11 protein-coding genes are annotated in these 17,029 nt (G+C 72.0%); 6 read left to right on the top strand and 5 right to left on the bottom strand.

The annotated features are described in order from the left end of the window. Positions 1-12 precede the first annotated feature (12 nt). Together A5643_RS02320 and A5643_RS02315 are read right to left on the bottom strand one after the other, a co-directional pair. Entirely contained in the window at positions 13-1,470 is a 1,458-nt protein-coding gene (locus tag A5643_RS02320) for a flavin-containing monooxygenase (protein WP_286143628.1), read from the bottom strand. Between the two features lie 106 nt (positions 1,471-1,576). Continuing rightward, positions 1,577-3,127, bottom strand: a complete 1,551-nt coding sequence (locus A5643_RS02315) for an aldehyde dehydrogenase family protein (RefSeq protein ID WP_066851519.1) — start codon at positions 3,125-3,127, stop codon at positions 1,577-1,579. Positions 3,128-3,311: 184 nt separating this feature from the next. Between A5643_RS02315 and A5643_RS02310 the strand changes: the two genes are divergently transcribed. Beyond that, positions 3,312-3,692, top strand: coding sequence for a nuclear transport factor 2 family protein (locus A5643_RS02310; protein ID WP_066851517.1), 381 nt, complete (start codon positions 3,312-3,314; stop codon positions 3,690-3,692). A 16-nt stretch (positions 3,693-3,708) separates the two neighbouring features. On the opposite strand, the gene A5643_RS02305 is transcribed toward A5643_RS02310, so the two are convergent. Together A5643_RS02305 and cobN are read right to left on the bottom strand one after the other, a co-directional pair. Next, positions 3,709-6,360 carry a LuxR C-terminal-related transcriptional regulator gene (locus A5643_RS02305; RefSeq protein WP_231995412.1) on the bottom strand — a complete coding sequence of 884 codons (2,652 nt, stop codon included), beginning with the start codon at positions 6,358-6,360 and terminating at the stop codon, positions 3,709-3,711. 129 nt (positions 6,361-6,489) lie between these two features. After that, positions 6,490-10,089, bottom strand: a complete 3,600-nt coding sequence (cobN, locus tag A5643_RS02300) for a cobaltochelatase subunit CobN (protein WP_066851515.1) — start codon at positions 10,087-10,089, stop codon at positions 6,490-6,492. A gap of 216 nt (positions 10,090-10,305) precedes the next feature. Between cobN and A5643_RS02295 the strand changes: the two genes are divergently transcribed. The 5 genes from A5643_RS02295 (at position 10,306) to A5643_RS02275 (ending at position 15,351) form a co-directional block, all read left to right on the top strand. Then, complete coding sequence (locus A5643_RS02295; protein ID WP_066851513.1) at positions 10,306-10,686, top strand: nuclear transport factor 2 family protein; 381 nt, start codon at positions 10,306-10,308, stop codon at positions 10,684-10,686. 4 nt (positions 10,687-10,690) lie between these two features. Beyond that, complete coding sequence (locus A5643_RS02290; RefSeq protein WP_066851511.1) at positions 10,691-11,833, top strand: helix-turn-helix transcriptional regulator; 1,143 nt, start codon at positions 10,691-10,693, stop codon at positions 11,831-11,833. A 300-nt stretch (positions 11,834-12,133) separates the two neighbouring features. Continuing rightward, entirely contained in the window at positions 12,134-13,246 is a 1,113-nt protein-coding gene (gene cobG, locus A5643_RS02285) for a precorrin-3B synthase (protein WP_066851509.1), read from the top strand. Between the two features lie 9 nt (positions 13,247-13,255). Continuing rightward, on the top strand, positions 13,256-13,882 hold the full coding sequence (locus A5643_RS02280; RefSeq protein WP_066851507.1) for a precorrin-8X methylmutase: 627 nt from the start codon (positions 13,256-13,258) through the stop codon (positions 13,880-13,882). After that, the gene (locus tag A5643_RS02275) at positions 13,879-15,351 is read left to right on the top strand and encodes a precorrin-2 C(20)-methyltransferase (protein WP_066851505.1); all 1,473 of its coding nucleotides are present in this window, start codon (positions 13,879-13,881) and stop codon (positions 15,349-15,351) included. The genes A5643_RS02280 and A5643_RS02275 overlap by 4 nt, the downstream gene beginning before the upstream one ends. Here the strand turns inward: A5643_RS02275 and A5643_RS02270 are convergent. Next, positions 15,348-16,997 carry a PPE domain-containing protein gene (locus A5643_RS02270; RefSeq protein WP_066851597.1) on the bottom strand — a complete coding sequence of 550 codons (1,650 nt, stop codon included), beginning with the start codon at positions 16,995-16,997 and terminating at the stop codon, positions 15,348-15,350. The two genes, A5643_RS02275 and A5643_RS02270, sit on opposite strands and share 4 nt — an antisense overlap. Positions 16,998-17,029: the final 32 nt, after the last annotated feature.

Below are 17,029 nucleotides of genomic sequence, written 5' to 3'. Positions count from 1 at the left end.
CAATCTACCGGGTCAGCGGACGTCGAAATCGGTGAGCTCAGGCCGGCGCAGCAATTCGCGGTGTCGTTGCGGTGTCCACGGGAACAGTTCGGGCAGCCCGTCCGCGCCCAGATACCAGCTGTTGCAGCCGGTCACCCAGACCGTCTGCGGCATAGCGGCTTTCATCTCCTGGTTGTAGCGCTCGGTGGCCTGCGCGGTGGGGGCGGCGGTGGTGAATCGACCGTCGCGGATCCGGGTGATCCACCACAGCGCGTAGTCCGCCTGGTCCTCGGCGATCGGCACCAGCGACTGGTTGCCGATCGGTGAATGCGGTCCCATCAGCATGAACAGGTTCGGGAAACCCGGCACCGCCACCGAGCGGTAGGCGTGCGGCCCGTCGGCCCACACCTCCTCGAGGGTGCGGCCGCCCTCGCCGGTCACCGCCAGTGGGCGCACGTAGGCCCGGGCGTCGAATCCGGTGGCGTAGACAAGCACGTCCAGTTCGTGCCGGGTGCCGTCGGCGGTGACCACGCCTTGCGGTTCGATCCGGTCGATCGACTCGGTGACCAGCTGCACGCCGGGTCGCTGCACCGCCCGGTAGAAGTTTGCGGCGGCGATCAACCGCTTGCACATCGGCTGGTCGGTCGGGGTCAGCTTGGCGCGCAGCTGCGGGTCGCGCACCGACAGGCGCAGATTCCACCGGCACACGGCTTGCACGATGCGCCGCTGGAGTCCGGGTTGGACCACCGCCCGCCCGAACAGGGACCGGAAGAAGGTGCCCCAGCCGCGGTAGCCCACCGCGCTCAACGCCGGCCACCGGCGCAGCACCGCGCGGCTCAGCGCCGAGTAGCGCGGGTTGGGCATCGGGTAGATCCACTGCGGGGTGCGCTGGAACATGGTCAACTGCCGCACGTTGCCGCCGAGTTCGGCGACGATCTGCACCCCGGTCGACCCGGTGCCGATCACCCCGATCCGCTTGTCCGGCAGCGACACCGTGTGATCCCAGCGGGCGGAGTGAAACGCCGGTCCGGCGAAGGACTCCCGGCCGGCGATGTCGGGGTAGCGGGGAATCCGCAGCACCCCGGTGGCGGTCACCAGCACGTCGAAGGCTTCCTCGTCGCCATCGGCGGCGGTCAGCCACCAGCGCTGATCGCGGTAGTGCGCCGCGGTCACCGCGGTGCCGAACCGGATGTGGGGCCGCAGACCGCGCTCGTCGGCGACCTGCCGGAAATACGCCTGGATCTCGTGTCCCGGCGGCAGCAGCCGCGACCAGTCCGGGTTCGGCCGAAACGAGTAGCTGTAATAGCGGGACGGCACGTCGCAGGTCAGCCCCGGGTAGGTGTTGTCCCGCCAGGTTCCGCCGACGTCGTCGGCCTGTTCGAAGACGGTGAAGGAGTCGATGCCGACGTCACGCAGCTTCATCGCCATGCACAGCCCCGACATGCCGGCCCCGATGATCGCGACGCGCACCGGTCGAACTGTGCTGGGCACCATCTGATCCTCCCGCCGGACGAAGCCGGGTGCTGCCGCCGATGATGCCACGGTTGATCCGGGCCGGGCGCCGATCACCCGGTTCCGGTGGGTCGGGGGGCCTGCGTCATCGGGCGGCACCCCGGCGGGTGAAGCCGAATCGGCGCCGTCCGCGCGCCGCGGTCAGCCGGAAGACGCCCAGCGCGACCCGCGTCCGGCGGGGCGTGGACGGGAACCACAGCGGCTCTCGGCTGCCGGTCGGCGTCCGCGGCACGGTGATGGCTTGCGGCCGGCAGTATTTGCGGATGCCGGCCGCGCCACCGGAGCGGGCTCCGATGCCGGACTGTTTCCAGCCGGCCATCGGCAGGGCGTGCGCGAAGGCGTTGCTCCATACGTCGTTGACGTTGACTCCGCCGGCCTGCAACCGGCGCGCCACCCGCTCGCCGCGCCGCTTGTCGGCGGTCCACACGGTGGCCGACAGCCCGTAGCAGGAATCGTTGGCCAACCGGATCGCTTCCTCCTCGTCGGCGACCTTCAGCACCGGCAGGGTGGGGCCGAACGTCTCCTCGGTCATACAGGTCATCGCCTGGGTGACGTCGACCAGCACGGTGGGCTGGAAGAAGGTGCCGACGCCGGTCGGCCGGCCCCCGGTGGCCACCACGGCCCCGGCGGCGACGGCCTCCTCGACGTGGCGCTGCACGATGGCGCACTGCGCCGTGCTGGCCAGCGGGCCCACGTCGTGATCGCAGCGACCGCCGTCGCGGCCCTGCCGCAACGTCGCGACGGCCGCGGTGAGCTTGGCGACGAACTCGTCGTAGACCGGCGCCTCGACGTAGACCCGCTCCACCGAGATGCACACCTGGCCCGAGTTGGCCATCCCGCCCCAGGCGATGCCGTTGGCGGCGCGGTCCACGTCGGCGTCGGCCAGCACGATGGCGGGGTCTTTTCCACCCAACTCCAGGCTGTGCGGGATGAGTCGTTCCGCGCAGGCGACCGCGATCTTCCGCCCGGTGGCGGTCGAGCCGGTGAACTGCACGAAATCGGCCTGCGCGAGCACCGCGGCGCCGGTCGCACCGGCGCCGGTGGCCAGCGCCAGAACCGGAGGAGCACCGATCTCGGCCCAGCCGTCCACGAAGGCGACCGCCGCAAACGGGGTCAACTCCGAAGGTTTGAGCAACACCACCGCACCCGCGGCGAGCGCCGGCACCACATCCAGGGCCGGGAGCAGGAGCGGGAAGTTCCACGGGCTGATCACCGCGACCAGCGGGTACGGCCGGTAGGCGGTGATCAGTTTCTTCGTGAGCCCCAGCGGACCGGGCTGCCGGGGTCGGTCATCGGCAAGGAACCGCTTGGCGTTGGCGGCCCAGTAGTGCAATACGTCGGCGGCGACGATCGGTTCGGTGCAGGCTTCGGCGCGGGTCTTGCCGCTCTCCGCCTGGATCACGTCGGCGAGATGGTCCGCGTTGTCGAGGACCCAGTCCTGAAATCTTCGCAGCCATTTGCGGCGGTTTGCCGGACCGATCGCCTCCCACTCGGGTTGGCTGTCGCGCAGTCGCTCGGCCATCGCCGCCACCGCGGCGCCGGTGTGGTCCGGCACTTCGCCCACGACCGTTCCGTCGATCGGGTTACGCACCGTCACCGTTGCGCGGTTGACGGTGTCGATCAGTGCGATCGCCATCAGCGGCCTCCGAATCTCCGTGATCTGCTGAGTATCCGGCCGTGCCGCCGACGCGCCGTAGGGTAGCCGGCTACCCCACTGCGTGCCCGCGCCCGCTCGGGTAGCGGGCTACCCTAGCCACCCCCTGCGCGGGCCAGAACAGTGGACGAATCCGGGGATTCAGTCGCAACGAAACGAGGTTGCCATGTCCAACGTCGATACCGCGCGCTCTGCCTTCCAGGCTTTCCGCAGTGGAGATCTGGCCGCCCTCAAGGAGTTCTACGCCCACGACGCGGTGTGGTACTCCTCCGACGAGGTCACCCCCGGCGGCGAAAAACACAGCCGCGACGCGATCGTCGAGATGATGGCGCAGGTGCCGGAGCACTGGTCGACGTTCAGCCTCGAACCGCGCGAGTACCTCGATGCCGGGGCGTACGTCGTGGTGTTGGGCACCCACCGGTTCGGTAACGATCGGGGCAGCGCGGAGGCACCGTTCGTCAACATCGTTGAATTCGACCGATCCGGCAAGGCGGTGCGCGGCGAGTTTCACAGCGACAGCGCCAAGATGGCCAGACTGCAGCGATGAGCGCACCGCCCGGCGTCTAATCGGCCAGTGGTTGCGCGGCAAGCAGACTCAACAGTTGGCTGCGCCGCTCGATACCCAGCTTGGTGAAGATGCGGTAGAGGTGCCCGTCGATGGTGCGTACCGAAACGCACAGTTGGTCCGCGATCTTGCGATTGGACATCCCGGCCGCCGCCAGCATCGCGATTTCGCGCTCCCGGTCGGTGATCGGCAGCGGATGGGCGGTGGCGACCACCGCGGGCGACCGCAGGTCGCAGCGGGCGGCCAGGGCGTGCGCCCGGCCCGCGGACCCGAGTTCCTTGCTGTACTGGCCGCGTCGGGCGTGTTCGCGCGCCGCCTGCGCCGCCGCGTCGGCCGCCAACGCGGTCGCGCCGAGCTCGATGAACCGCTCCGCGGCGGCGTCCAGCAGGTCGCCTTCGTGGCCGGTGAGGGCCCGCGCCTGGGCCGCCATCACCGCCGCCAGCGGGGTGTCCACGATCGCCGCCAGCTCCGTCAGCCGGGCCGCCCGGGCCCGGTCGCCGAATCGCACGGCCGCATGCAGCGCCGCGATCTCGAGCATCCACATCCCGCTGCGCCGCGCCAGCTGCGCCGCGGTCGCCGCATGCTGTTGCGCGGCGGTGGTCTCGTTGGCGGCCGCGCGCTCCCAGGCGCGAGCCAGTTCGAGTTCCGGACGGAACACCGCCACCTGCGGGCCGTCGGCCTGCTCCGCCAGGCGCACCAACTCCGCCGCGACACCGCCCGCGCCGCGGGCCCCTTCGGTCTGGGCGGCCCAGGCCGCCACGGGCATCAGCCAGCCCGGCGGGAAGCCCTGCGCCATCAACGCCACCGCCTTGGCGAAGGCGGCGGCCGCCGGACCCAACTCGCCGCGGGCGGCCAGCACTCGACCGCGCATCGTTTCGATGATGGCGTCGCCGCCGGGTGCGCCGGCGCTCGATTCGCTGTAGCGGTGGGCGAGCTGTTCCGCTCCGGGCAGGTCGCCGGCCGCCAGGGTGGCGACGACGTCGGCCAATCCGGTGGCCAGTGGTTGCATGCCGATGCGGCCCGGCTCGGCGATCGGCCGCGACGCCCGCGCCGCCAGGTTGGCCGCACCGAACCGGCCGACCAACGCCGAGGCCCACGCGGTGGACATCGTCAGCGCGGTCCAGGCCAGCGCTCGGTGGTGGGTGTCCGTCGCGCAGATCGTCAGTCCGGCGTCGATCGCGGCCGTGACGTCACCGGCGAAGAACGCGAACGAAACCCCCAGCGCGGCGACCACGTCGTCGAGTACCGCCGCCTCAGCGGCGGGCGCGATCCCGGCGAGCAGGCGCTGGGCCGCGTCGACGTCGCCCAGACCCCAGAACAGGTTGGCGGCGCGCGCGCAGCCCCACCGCACCTGTTCGGCCGGTCCGGTCGGTTCGATCCCGGCGAGAACCGCGTCCGCCTCCCGTCCCCGGCCCTGCCAGCTGAGTGCTTCGGCCAGCACCAGTGCGGCGGGCAAGCCGCCACCGCGGTCGAGGGCGAACCGGGCCAGCTCCTCGCCCTTGTCCAGCCCGGACATCGCCACCGCACTGGCCGCCGCCGCGGTGACCAACTCCAGATCCGGTTCGAGATCGCTGCGGATAACATACTGCGCCAACCGGATTCGCCCACGCGCATCCGGTAGCCGAGTCTGTTCGCCACCGGACTGCAGCCTGGTGTGCAGGATGGTCACCAGCCGGCCGTTCAGCTGACGGCACCGCACCACCCCGGCCAGCTTGACGGCCGCATCACCGATGATCGGGTGGTTCAGGCGCGCCAACGTGTGCGAGCCGTCGGCATAAACCTGGATCAGCCCGCGCCGCTCCAGCCGGCCCGCCGCCGCCGCATCGCAGAGTTCCCGCAGCACGTCCCAATCCAGCAGTTCACCGACAGCGAGGGCTTCGACCACCTCCCGTTCGGCGGAGTCGAGGGAGCGCAGCCGGAACTCCAGCAGGTCATCGAGTTCGTGGCCGGGGCGCAGCGGCCCGTGCAGCCGCCAGCCGCTCGCCGACGAAACCAGCACCCCGCTCTCCCGCCCGGCGCTCAGCAATCCGCGCAGTAGCAACAGGTTCCCGCCGGTGCGCCGGTACAACTCGTCGACCAGACCGGCGTCGACCGGCCCGCCGAGTACCGCGCGGGCCAGTTCCTCGACCTGCTCGGCGGTGAACGCCTCGATGCGCAGGGTCCGGAGCCGGCGGTCGGTCACCAGCGCGCTGACCGCGTCGGGCAAGCCGTCATCGGGTCCGATCGTCGCGATCACCCGGGCGTCTCCCTCGGTGACCAGCTGGTGTACCAGCAGGGCCGAAAGCGGGTCGAGCAACTGGGCGTCGTCGACGACGACGGTCAGGTCCTCGGCTTCGGCCAGCGCGGCATGCGCCGCGGCCAACATCGCCGCCGGTTGCTTGGTGACGGTGACGGTCACCGCACGGGAGAACGCGCCCAGCGGCACCGCCCGACCGGTTTCGGTGCCGACCGCATACCGCACCGGGCGGCCGGCCGCCTCGATGCTGCCGGCCACCGCCCGCGCCAGCGTCGATTTGCCGACGCCGCTGGCGCCGTACAACACCGCCCCGCGAAAGTCCGCGCTCGGGTCGAGCGCCGCCAACGCCTGGCGGAGCTCGTCATCGCGGGCCACGATCGGCCAGCCGAGCCGCGGCCCCGCGTCACCCGACACCGGACCCCCTGCCTCCGCACGGAAGGTGGTGTGGAATTTTACGCCCGATCACCGGCGGTGTGTCCAGTGTTCGCCGGTGTGCCCAGCAGCAATCCGGTGCGACCGCGGGACGCCGACGCGGCCCGCCGGTCAGCCCTCGAGGTCGCCTTCGGTCTCCAGCATCACCTGACGCAACCGGTCCAGGGTGTCCTCCGGCGGCGCGGCCCACATGCCGCGGCCGGCGGCCTCCAGCAGCCGCTCGGTCATGCCGTGCAGGGCCCACGGGTTGGATTCGGCCAGGAACTTGCGGTTCTCGTCGTCGAAGACGTAGCTCTCGGTGAGCTGTTCGTACATCCAGTCGGCCATCACGTGGGCGGTCGCGTCGTAGCCGAACAGGTAGTCGACGGTGGCGGCCATCTCGAACGCCCCCTTGTAGCCGTGTCTGCGCATCGCTGCCATCCACCGCGGATTGACCACCCGGGCGCGGAAGACCCGCGTGGTCTCCTCCGACAGCGTGCGGGTGCGGACCGCGTCCGGGCGGGTGTTGTCCCCGATGTAGGCGGCGGGGTCGCGGCCGGTGAGCGCCCGCACCGTGGCGACCATCCCGCCGTGGTACTGGAAGTAGTCGTCGGAGTCGGCGATGTCGTGCTCGCGGGTGTCGGTGTTCTTGGCCGCCACCACGATCCGCCGATAGTTGCGGTTCATGTCGTCGGCGGCGGGCGCGCCGTCCAGCCCGCGCCCGTAGGCAAACCCGCCCCAGGCGGTGTAGACCTCGGCCAGATCCGCGTCGTCCCGCCAGTTGCGGGAATCGATCAACTGCAACAACCCCGCCCCGTAGGTGCCCGGCTTGGAGCCGAAGATGCGGGTGGTGGCGCGCCGCTGGTCGCCGTGCGCCGCCAGGTCGGCCTGGGTGTGCGCGCGCACGTAGTTGTCCTCGGCCGGCTCATCGAGCCCGGCGACCAGTTGCACGGCGTCGTCGAGCATGGCCACCACGTGCGGGAACGCGTCGCGGAAGAACCCGGAGATGCGCACGGTGACGTCGATGCGGGGCCGGCCCAACTCGGCCGGCTCGATCGGCTCCAGGTCCACCACGCGTCGGGAGGCGTCGTCCCAGACCGGCCGGACCCCGAGCAGGGCGAGCACCTCGGCGATGTCGTCGCCCGCGGTGCGCATCGCCGAGGTTCCCCACACCGACAAGCCCACCGACTCCGGCCACCGGCCGTGGTCCTCGTGGTAGCGGGCAAGCAACGAATCAGCCATGGCCACACCGGTTTCCCACGCCAGCCGGGACGGGATCGCCTTGGGGTCCACCGAGTAGAAGTTGCGCCCGGTGGGCAGCACGTTGACCAGCCCGCGCAGCGGCGAGCCGGACGGCCCGGCGGGGATGAACCGACCGTCGAGGGCGCGCAGCACCTGATCGACCTCGGCGGCGGTGCCGGCCAGTCGCGGGACGACTTCGGTGGCGGCGAAGCGCAGCACCGCGGCGACGTCCGGGTCGTCGGTGAGGTCGTTGACCGCCGCGGGATCCCAGCCGCGGTCGGCCAGCCCGGCGACCAGGGCACGTGCCTGCTGTTCGACTTCGTCGACGGTGACGCGTTCGGCGCTGCCGTCCTCGGCCAGCCCGAGGGCCTGGCGCAGCCCCGGCACGGTCTGCTCGCCGCCGAACAGTTGCCGTGAGCGCAGGATCGCCAGCACGAGATCGAGTTGTTGCTCGCCGGTCGGCGGCTGGCCGAGGATGTGCAGCCCGTCGCGGATCTGGACGTCCTTGATCTCGCAGAGCCAGCCGTCGACGTGCAGCAGCATGTCGTCGAACTGCTCGTCGTCGGGGCGTTCTTCCAGGCCCAGGTCGTGGTCCATCTTGGCCGCGCGGATCAGCGTCCAGATCTGCTGGCGGATCGCGGGCAGCTTGCCGGGGTCCAGGGCGGCGATGTTGGCGTGCTCATCGAGCAGCTGCTCCAGTCGCGCGATGTCGCCGTAGCTCTCCGCGCGGGCCATCGGCGGGATGAGGTGGTCGACCAGCACGGCGTGGGCGCGGCGTTTGGCCTGGGTGCCTTCGCCCGGGTCGTTGACCAGGAAGGGGTAGATCAGCGGCACATCGCCCAGCGCGGCATCCGGGCCACACGACCCGGACAGGCCCAGCGTCTTGCCCGGCAGCCACTCCAGGTTGCCGTGCTTGCCCAGGTGCACGATCGCGTCGGCGCGGAAACTGTCCGGGAAGTCGGCACCCAGCCAGCGGTAGGCGGCCAGATAGTGGTGGCTGGGCGGCAGGTCGGGGTCGTGGTAGATCGCCACCGGGTTCTCCCCGAATCCGCGCGGCGGCTGCACCATCACCACCACGTTGTCGGCTTGCAGCGCGGCGATGACGATCTCGCCGGCCGGGTCGCGGCTGTAGTCGACGAACAACTGTCCCGGCGGCGGGCCCCAGTGGTGTTCGACGGCGGCGGCGAATCCGGCGGGCAGCGTGGCGAACCAGGCGCGGTAGTCCGCTGCCGGCACCCGGATCGGGTTGGCCGCCAGTTGGCCCTCGGTGAGCCAGTCGGGGTCCTGGCCGCCGTGCTCGATCAGGGTGTGCATCAGGGCGTCCCCGTCCCCGGCCGCGACACCGGGCAACTCCCCCACCCGGTAGCCGTGCGCACGCAGCGCGTTGAGCACGGCGATGGCGCTGGCGGGGGTGTCCAGCCCCACCGCGTTGCCGATGCGGGCGTGCTTGGTCGGGTAGGCGGAGAACACCAGCGCCACCCGCTTGTCGGCGGCGGGGATGGCGCGCAGCCGCGCGTGGCGCACCGCCAGCCCGGCGACCCGCGCGCAGCGTTCCGGGTCGGCGACATAGGAGATCAGGCCCTCGTCGTCGATCTCCTTGAACGAGAACGGCACGGTGATGATGCGGCCGTCGAACTCGGGGACCGCGACCTGGCTGGCCACATCCAGCGGGGACAGCCCGTCGTCGTTGGCCTCCCACTGCGCACGCGAGGTGGTCAGGCACAGCCCCTGCAGTATCGGGATGTCCAGCGCGGCAAGGTGTTCGACGTTCCAGGATTCGTCGTCCCCACCGGCCGAGGCGCCGGCGGGTTTGGTGCCGCCGGCGGCGAGCACGGTGACCACCATCGTGTCCGCGCGCCCGAGGGTGTCGAGTAGCTCGGGTTCGGCGGTGCGCAGCGACGCGCAGAACACCGGCATCGGGGTGCCGCCGGCGGCCTCGACAGCCGCACACAGCGCGTCGACGTAATCGGTGTTGCCGGCCAGGTGCTGGGCGCGGTAGTAGAGCACCGCGACGACGGGCCGGCCGTCCTCGGCGGGCTCGCGGGTCACTCCCCAGGTGGGGGTGCTCACCGGCGGGGCGAACCCGATGCCGGTCATCAGCACGGTGTCGCTGAGGAAGGCGTGCAGCTGCTGCAGGTTCGCCACCCCGCCGTGAGCCAGGTAGAGGTGGGTCTGCAACGCGATCCCCGCCGGAACCGTGGACCGGTCGGTCAGGTCGGCGTCGGGCGACTGCTCCCCGCTGACCAGCACCGCCGGCACCCCGCTGGCCAGGACGGCGTCGATCCCCTCCTCCCAGGCGCGGTAACCGCCCAGGATGCGCACCACCACCACGTCGACACCGGCGAGCAGCTCCGGCAGCTCCTCGTCGAGCAGCCGCGCCGGGTTGGCCCAGCGGTAGCCGGCGCCGCTGGCGCGCGCGGTGATCAGGTCGGTGTCGGAGGTCGACAGCAGCAGGACGGTGGCATCGGTGACTTCGGGTGCAGCGGACACGCCTACTTCCTACCGCACGGCACTTTCCCGCCCGGCTCCGCTGACCCCCCGGGCCGGCGAACCGGTGCTGCCGTCGCGGGGCGTCCTCATCCGAACGGCTGAGAATCCCGCACCCTGACGTGCCGGAAAACGGGTAACCGGCTGCCCTATCGCCCCGCCGGCCGCAGCGGGAGAGTCGAAGCACCAGGATCTGGATACCGTCGAGGAGGAACCGACATGTCGAACACCGACACCGCCAGGAGCGCCTACGCGATGTACCGCGCCGGCGATATGGGCGGCCTGAAAGACCTCTTCACCCACGACGCCACCTGGTACTCCTCCGACGAGATACCGCTGGGCGGCGAGCTGCACGGCGCGGACGCCATCCTGGAGATGATGTCCCGCATCCCCGACCACTGGTCGGAGGTGACGATCGAGCCCAGCACCTACCTGGCCGCCGACGACTACGTGATCGTGCTGGGCACCCAACGGTTCACCAACGCCAAGGGCACCGCGCAGACACCGTTCGCCCAGGTGCTCAAATTCGACGGTGCGGGCAAGGTCGTGCGCAGCGACCTTTTCGGCGACACCGCGAAAATGGCCAAACTGCAGACCTGATCCGATGAGCGACGACTTCTCCCGATTGGTGTCGGAGATTTATGCGACGATTCTGACACCGGCGCTGTGGGAGACTGTCGTTACCGACATCGGACACACGATCGGTGACTCGGAAACGGCGCTATTGGCTCCGCTCAATGGCTTCGGCCGGCAAATCACCCACGCGAATCTGCCGGCGGCGATATCGGACACCTATAACCGGTATTACGCCCGCCGCGACCCGCTCATGGCGGCCGTCGAGGCGGGGCCGGTGGGGGTGGTGCGGACCCGCGCCGAGTTGGTCGAGCGGCCCGGCAGGACGGAGATCGACGCGGACTGGTGTCTGCCGAACGGATTCCGTGAGGTCTACTTCGCGCTCCTCACCACGACACCGGGACCGACCAGCATCGCGGTCAAGGTGCCGAAAAGCATCGGCGTGTCCGCCGCCGGGTCGGGCGCCCCGCTGCTCCGGCAACTAGTGCCGCACCTGCGCCAGGCCCTTCGCACCCGTGAGCAGCTCGACGAACTCGACTGTCACAACAGGGATCTGGCGCTGGCTGGTGAGTTCTTGCAGCACGGTGTCGTGATTCTCGCCGCCGGCGGACGGATCCTGCACGCGAACTCCGCCGCCGAGGGTCTGTTGCGCCTCGATGACGGGCTACGGCGCCAACTGGCCCGGGTCGAAGCCGAATATCTGCGCGCCGATCCGGCGAAGCTGGCCGGATCCTTCTTGTGCCCACGCCCGTCCGGGAAACGTTCGTACATCATCCATGTCGTTCCGACGACCCAGCCCGTCCCGGATTTCACCCGGTCGCCGCGCCGGATGGTCATCATCGTCGACCCCGAACTGCAGCAGCTGCCGCCTGCCGGCTTGTTACGGCGACTCTACGGCCTGACCCGAAGCGAAGCCGAGGTCGCCGTCATGGTGCTGCGCGGGCACGGCCTCAAGACCATCGCCGAAACCCTGTCGGTCTCGTTGGCCACGGTGAAGACCCACCTGCAGCATGTTTTCGACAAGACCGACACCCACCGGCAGGCCGAACTGGTCCGGTTGCTGCTCAACCACGGCCCCTGCCTCCATCCGGCCCAGAACGACGACGGGGCCGATGACGGCGACGATGAGGTCAGAGGTGACGTAGCTCGCGAGTCATTCTCGCGTCCTGGATGAACACCGACTCACGCGGCGGAACGCTCCGTCGCTTTTGCGGGGCCGGCACATTTTTGTGGCCGACTGCAGCCGAATGAATTCTGCCGAACCATGGGGCGGCTAACACATTGAACATCGTCGGGGTTCCTTTCGTGTGTGTGCTTTCACCGAAAGAAAACCACCGCCGGCACTGCCCCATCCTCAACCGCATGGATGAAATAGAAAGAGGAATGCCACGTTTCATCCATTCGGGTGAGAACCCGTCGGGCGGCTTCGCCGCCACCGGGCGCACGGCACTGCGCACGCCCTTAGGCTGGGTGAATGAGCCGCGCCCGCGACACCGACGCCTGCCCCGGCGCGCTGCAGACCCATCCGGCCGCCGACGGCGCCCTGGCCCGGATCCGGCTGCCCGGCGGGCAGATCAGCGCCGCGCAGTTGGCGGCGCTGGCGCGCACCGCCGTCGAATTCGGCGCGCCGGCGCTCGAACTCACCTCCCGGGGGAATGTTCAGCTGCGCGGCATCACCGATCCCGTGGCCGTCGCCGAGGCGGTGGCCGCCGCGGGTCTGCTGCCCTCGGCCAGCCACGAACGGGTCCGCAACATCGTCGCGTCGCCGCTGACCGGCCGGGTCGGCGGAACGGTCGACCTGCGCGCGCACGTGACGCGGTTGGACACCGCGATCCGGGCCGAGCCGCGGCTGGCCGAGCTGCCCGGCCGGTTCTGGTTCGGGCTGGACGACGGGCGCGGTGACGTCGCCGGGCTACGGCCCGATGTCGCCGCGCTGTGGCTCGGCCCCGACACCGCGGCGCTGCTGCTGGCCGGCCGGGACAGCGGGGTGCGCCTGCCGGGTGCCGCGGCGGTGCCCGCGCTGACCGCGGTCGCCGCCCGGTTCGCCGCCGTCCGCGGCGACGCCTGGCGGATCACCGAACTGGCCGCACCCGAGGCGCTGCTGACCGGGCTGGAGATCACTGCCGAGCCGGGCGCCACCTGGGCGCCGCAGACCCGGCCGCCGGTCGGCTGGCTGGACCAGACCGACGGGCGGGTGACCCTCGGCGCCGCGGTGCCGTTGGGGGTGCTGTCGGCCCGGGTTGCCGAGTACCTCGCCGCGATCGAGGCTCCCCTGGTGGTGACGCCGTGGCGCTCGGTGCTGATCTGCGACCTCGACGAGCCGGCCGCCGACACCGTCGTGCGGGTGCTGGCGCCGCTCGGGCTGGTCTTCGACGCGCACTCCCCGTGGCTGACCGTCAGCGCCTGTGTCGGCAGCCCGGGGTGCGCGCGATCCGCGGCCGACGTGCGCGCCGACGCCGCCGCCCGCCTGGACGAGTCGGCGGACGACCATCGCCACTTCGTCGGCTGCGAGCGGGCCTGCGGCAGCCCACCGGGCGCCCGGGTGCTGGTGGCCACCGCGGACGGATACCGGGAGCTCACGCCGTAGGGTGAGCGCGTGCTGGACTACCTGCGCGATGCCGCCGAGATCTACCGGCAGTCGTTCGCCACGATCCGCGCCGAGGCGGACCTGGCCCGGTTCCCCGCCGACGTGGCCCGGGTCGTGGTGCGACTGATCCACACCTGCGGACAGGTCGACCTGGTCGACCACATCGCCTACACCGACGACGTGGTGACCCGGGCGCACGCGGCGCTGGCCGCCGGTGCGCCGGTGCTCTGCGACTCCTCGATGGTGGCGGCCGGCATCACCCGGTCGCGGCTGCCCGCGGACAACGCGGTGGTGTCGCTGGTCGCCGACCCGCAGGCCGCCGAACGCGCCCACCAGTCGGCCACCACCCGTTCGGCAGCCGGGGTGGAGCTGTGGGCGGACCGTCTCGGCGGGGCCGTGCTGGCCATCGGCAACGCCCCGACCGCGCTGTTCCGGCTGCTGGAGTTGCTCGACGAGGGCGCCCCCGCCCCGGCCGCGGTGCTGGGCGGGCCGGTCGGCTTCGTCGGCTCGGCGCAGTCCAAACAGGAGCTCATCGACCGCCCGCGCGGACTGGCCTACCTGGTGGTGCGCGGCCGGCGCGGCGGCAGCGCGATGGCCGCCGCCGCCGTCAACGCGATCGCGAGCAGCGCCGAATGAGCGCGCCCGGCACGCTGTTCGGGGTCGGCCTGGGCCCCGGCGACCCCGAGCTGGTGACGATGAAGGCGGCGCGCATCATCGCCGCCGCCGACGTCGTCGCCTACCACAGCGCGCGGCACGGCCGCAGCATCGCGCGCGGGATCGCCGAGCCCTACCTGCGCCCCGGCCAGCTCGAGGAGCACCTGGTCTACCCGGTGACCACCGAGACCGTCGACCACCCGGGCGGCTACGCCGGCGCGATGGCGGATTTCTACCGCTCGGCGGCCGACCGGATCGCCGCTCATCTGGCCGCCGGGCGCGACGTGGCGCTGCTCGCCGAAGGCGACCCGCTGTTCTACAGCTCCTACATGCACCTGCACACCCGACTCACCGAGCGTTTCAACGCGGTCATTGTGCCCGGGGTGACCTCGATCAGCGCCGCCTCGGCGGCGTTGGCGACCCCGCTGGTGGCCGGCGAGGAGGTGCTGTCGGTGTTGCCGGGCACCATGGGCGTCACCGAGTTGAGCCGCCGGCTCGCCGACGTCGACGCCGCGGTGATCCTCAAACTGGGTCGCTCCTACCCGGCGGTGCGGGAGGCGCTGTCGCGCACCGGGCAACTCGACGACGCCTACTACGTGGAGCGGGCCTCCACCGCGGCGCAGCGGGTGCTGCCGGCCGCCGACGTCGACCCCGCCGACGTGCCGTACTTCTCGCTGGCGTTGCTGCCCGGCGGACGGCGCCGCCGCACGACCACCGGCATGGTCACCGTGGTCGGGTTGGGGCCGGGCAGCGCCGACTGGATGACCCCGGAGAGCCGGCGGGTGCTGGCCGCCGCCACCGACCTGATCGGGTACGGCCCCTACCTGGACCGGGTGCCCACCCGCGACGGTCAGCGGCGCCACCCCAGCGACAACACCGACGAGCCCAAACGCGCCCGGCTGGCCTGTGAGCTGGCCGAGCAGGGCCACACGGTGGCGGTGGTGTCCTCCGGGGACCCGGGCGTGTTCGCGATGGGCGCCGCCGTGCTCGAGGAGGCCCGGCAGTGGCCGGGGGTGACGGTGCAGGTGGTGCCGGCGATGACCGCGGCGCAGGCGGTGGCCAGCCGGGTCGGTGCGCCGCTGGGCCACGACTACGCCGTGCTTTCGCTGTCCGACCGGCTCAAACCGTGGGAGGTGATCGCCGCCCGGATCAGCGCGGCCGCCGCCGCGGATCTGGTGTTGGCGATCTACAACCCGGCCTCCAAAAGCCGCACCTGGCAGGTCGGCGCGATGCGGGAACTGTTGTTGGAGCACCGCTCCCCCGAGACTCCGGTGGTGATCGGGCGGGACGTGTCCGGCCCGGCCGAGCAGGTGAGCGTGGTGCGGTTGGGCGACCTGGATCCGGCGGCCGTCGACATGCGCTGCCTGCTGATCGTGGGATCGTCCCGAACGCAGTGGTACGCCCAGGATTCGGCGGATCGGGTGTTCACCCCCCGGCGCTATCCGGGTTAGCCGCGCCAACTTCCCGGCAGCATCGGCACCCTGATGTCGTCCTCGTCGTCGACGGTGATCAGGCCGACCGCCGACGATGCCCGGTCGGTTGCGGCCACCCCGGCGAACCCGAACGCGCCCGCGCTTCGCGTCGAGGCCGCCACCCCGGCCGGTTCGGGAGGCGCCGGGTCGGCGAGCGACTCGGCGTCGAGGAACTCGTAGCGGTAGCCGCGTTCGGTGGCCACGCCCGGACGCCGGCGCCGGTGTCTCATCCGGCTGCGCAGCGCCGCGCCGGCCTGCGCCGGGTTGGGGGCGTCGGTTTCGGCGCCCTCCGCCGCGGACCGCCGGGCGGCGCGGCGGCTGCCGGCCGACCGCTGCGCCGACAGTGCGCTCGCCGTTGCCACGAACAGCGGATCACTCATCGGCGCGCCGGTGCCCTCCGCGGCGGTGGGCCCGAACCCGGCGCCCGGCCCGCCCCCGCCCGGTCCGGGCGCCGTCGCCGCCGCCCCGGGTGCGGGCGCCCCGGCCGGCGCGGTGCCGGCCGAAGCGCTTCCCGCCGATGTCATGGCGCTCGGCGCCGGCCCGCCCGCGACCCCGGCGGGTGCGACGCCGCCGACGGCCACCGGCAACTCCGCGGGGGCGCCGATGCCCGCCAGCCCCGACAGGCCGGCCGCACCCGCCATGCCAGCCACCCCGGCGGACCCCACCATCGCCCCGGCGAGCAGCGGTGCGGCGCCGACCAGCACCGGGATCGCCAGCTGCACCGCGATCTGTCCCATCGGCCAGATCAGCATCAGGGTGTGGTAGGCCGACCAGCCCAGCGCGCCGGCGAGCACCGGCGACATCCCCGGGATCATGCCGAACAGCTGGGCGAACTGGGTCGCCGTCTCGTAGGCGGGCAGCGGATACCCGTCCACCCCGAGCAGCTTCCACAGCTGCTTGGCCACCGGGTCGAGCACCCCCATGTTGATGTTGGTCAGCAGGTCTTTGATCTGTTGCTCCCAGCCGGTGGCGGCCTGGCTGTCAGCGGTGGTGTCGGCGGCCCGCAGGTGCGCTCCCGCCTCGCCGGACCGGCCCGCGCCGGCCCCGTCGGTGCCGGCGGTTGCCGCGGCGGCGGCCTCCGCGCCGGGCGCCACGATCGGGGGGGCCGGGATGGTTGGCGCCACCGTGGCCAGTGCGGTCTGGGCTACCACCTGGTAGCCGGCCATGGTCTCGGCGGCCTGTACCCACATCCGCACGTAGTCGGCCTCGTTGACCGCGATCGGGATGGTGTTGATCCCGAAGAAGTTGGTGGCGACCAGCGCGGCGTGGAGGGCGTGGTTGGCGGCGAGTTCGGCCAGGGTGGGCATGGTGGCCAGGGCCGCGCTGTGCGCGCCTGCCGCGGTCTGGTGCGCGGCGGCGGCGACGCTGCTCTTGGCGGCGCTCTCGGCCAGCCAGGCCAGGTAGGGGCCGTGGGCGGCCAGGTAGCGCGCGGCGGTGGGGCCCTGCCAGGCGCCCGCGTGTACGGCGGCCAGGTCGGCGGTGAGTTCCTCGGCCGCGGCGGTGTACTCGGCGGCCAGCTGCGCCCACGCCGACCCGGCTGCGACCAGCGGGCCCGCTCCGGGCCCGGAGCTGAGCAGCGCGGAATGAACCTCGGGGGGTGAGGCCAGCCAGATCGGCGCGATCATCGCGACCGGCACCCCCTTTTTCCGTCAGCTCG

The organism is Mycobacterium sp. 1274756.6, assembly GCF_001668625.1.
In the GTDB taxonomy this organism is placed as follows: Bacteria; Actinomycetota; Actinomycetes; order Mycobacteriales; family Mycobacteriaceae; genus Mycobacterium.
The sequence above is the reverse complement of the archived record's forward strand: the minus strand, read 5'-3'. Positions and strand labels throughout refer to the sequence as shown.

Coding starts and splice junctions, on each gene's coding strand:
- A5643_RS02295 (WP_066851513.1), top strand. CDS start 10,306: ATGTCGAACACCGACACCGCCAGGAGCGCCTACGCGATGTACCGCGCC.
- A5643_RS02275 (WP_066851505.1), top strand. CDS start 13,879: ATGAGCGCGCCCGGCACGCTGTTCGGGGTCGGCCTGGGCCCCGGCGAC.
- A5643_RS02310 (WP_066851517.1), top strand. CDS start 3,312: ATGTCCAACGTCGATACCGCGCGCTCTGCCTTCCAGGCTTTCCGCAGT.
- A5643_RS02315 (WP_066851519.1), bottom strand. CDS start 3,127: ATGGCGATCGCACTGATCGACACCGTCAACCGCGCAACGGTGACGGTG.
- A5643_RS02290 (WP_066851511.1), top strand. CDS start 10,691: ATGAGCGACGACTTCTCCCGATTGGTGTCGGAGATTTATGCGACGATT.
- cobG (WP_066851509.1), top strand. CDS start 12,134: ATGAGCCGCGCCCGCGACACCGACGCCTGCCCCGGCGCGCTGCAGACC.
- A5643_RS02270 (WP_066851597.1), bottom strand. CDS start 16,997: ATGATCGCGCCGATCTGGCTGGCCTCACCCCCCGAGGTTCATTCCGCG.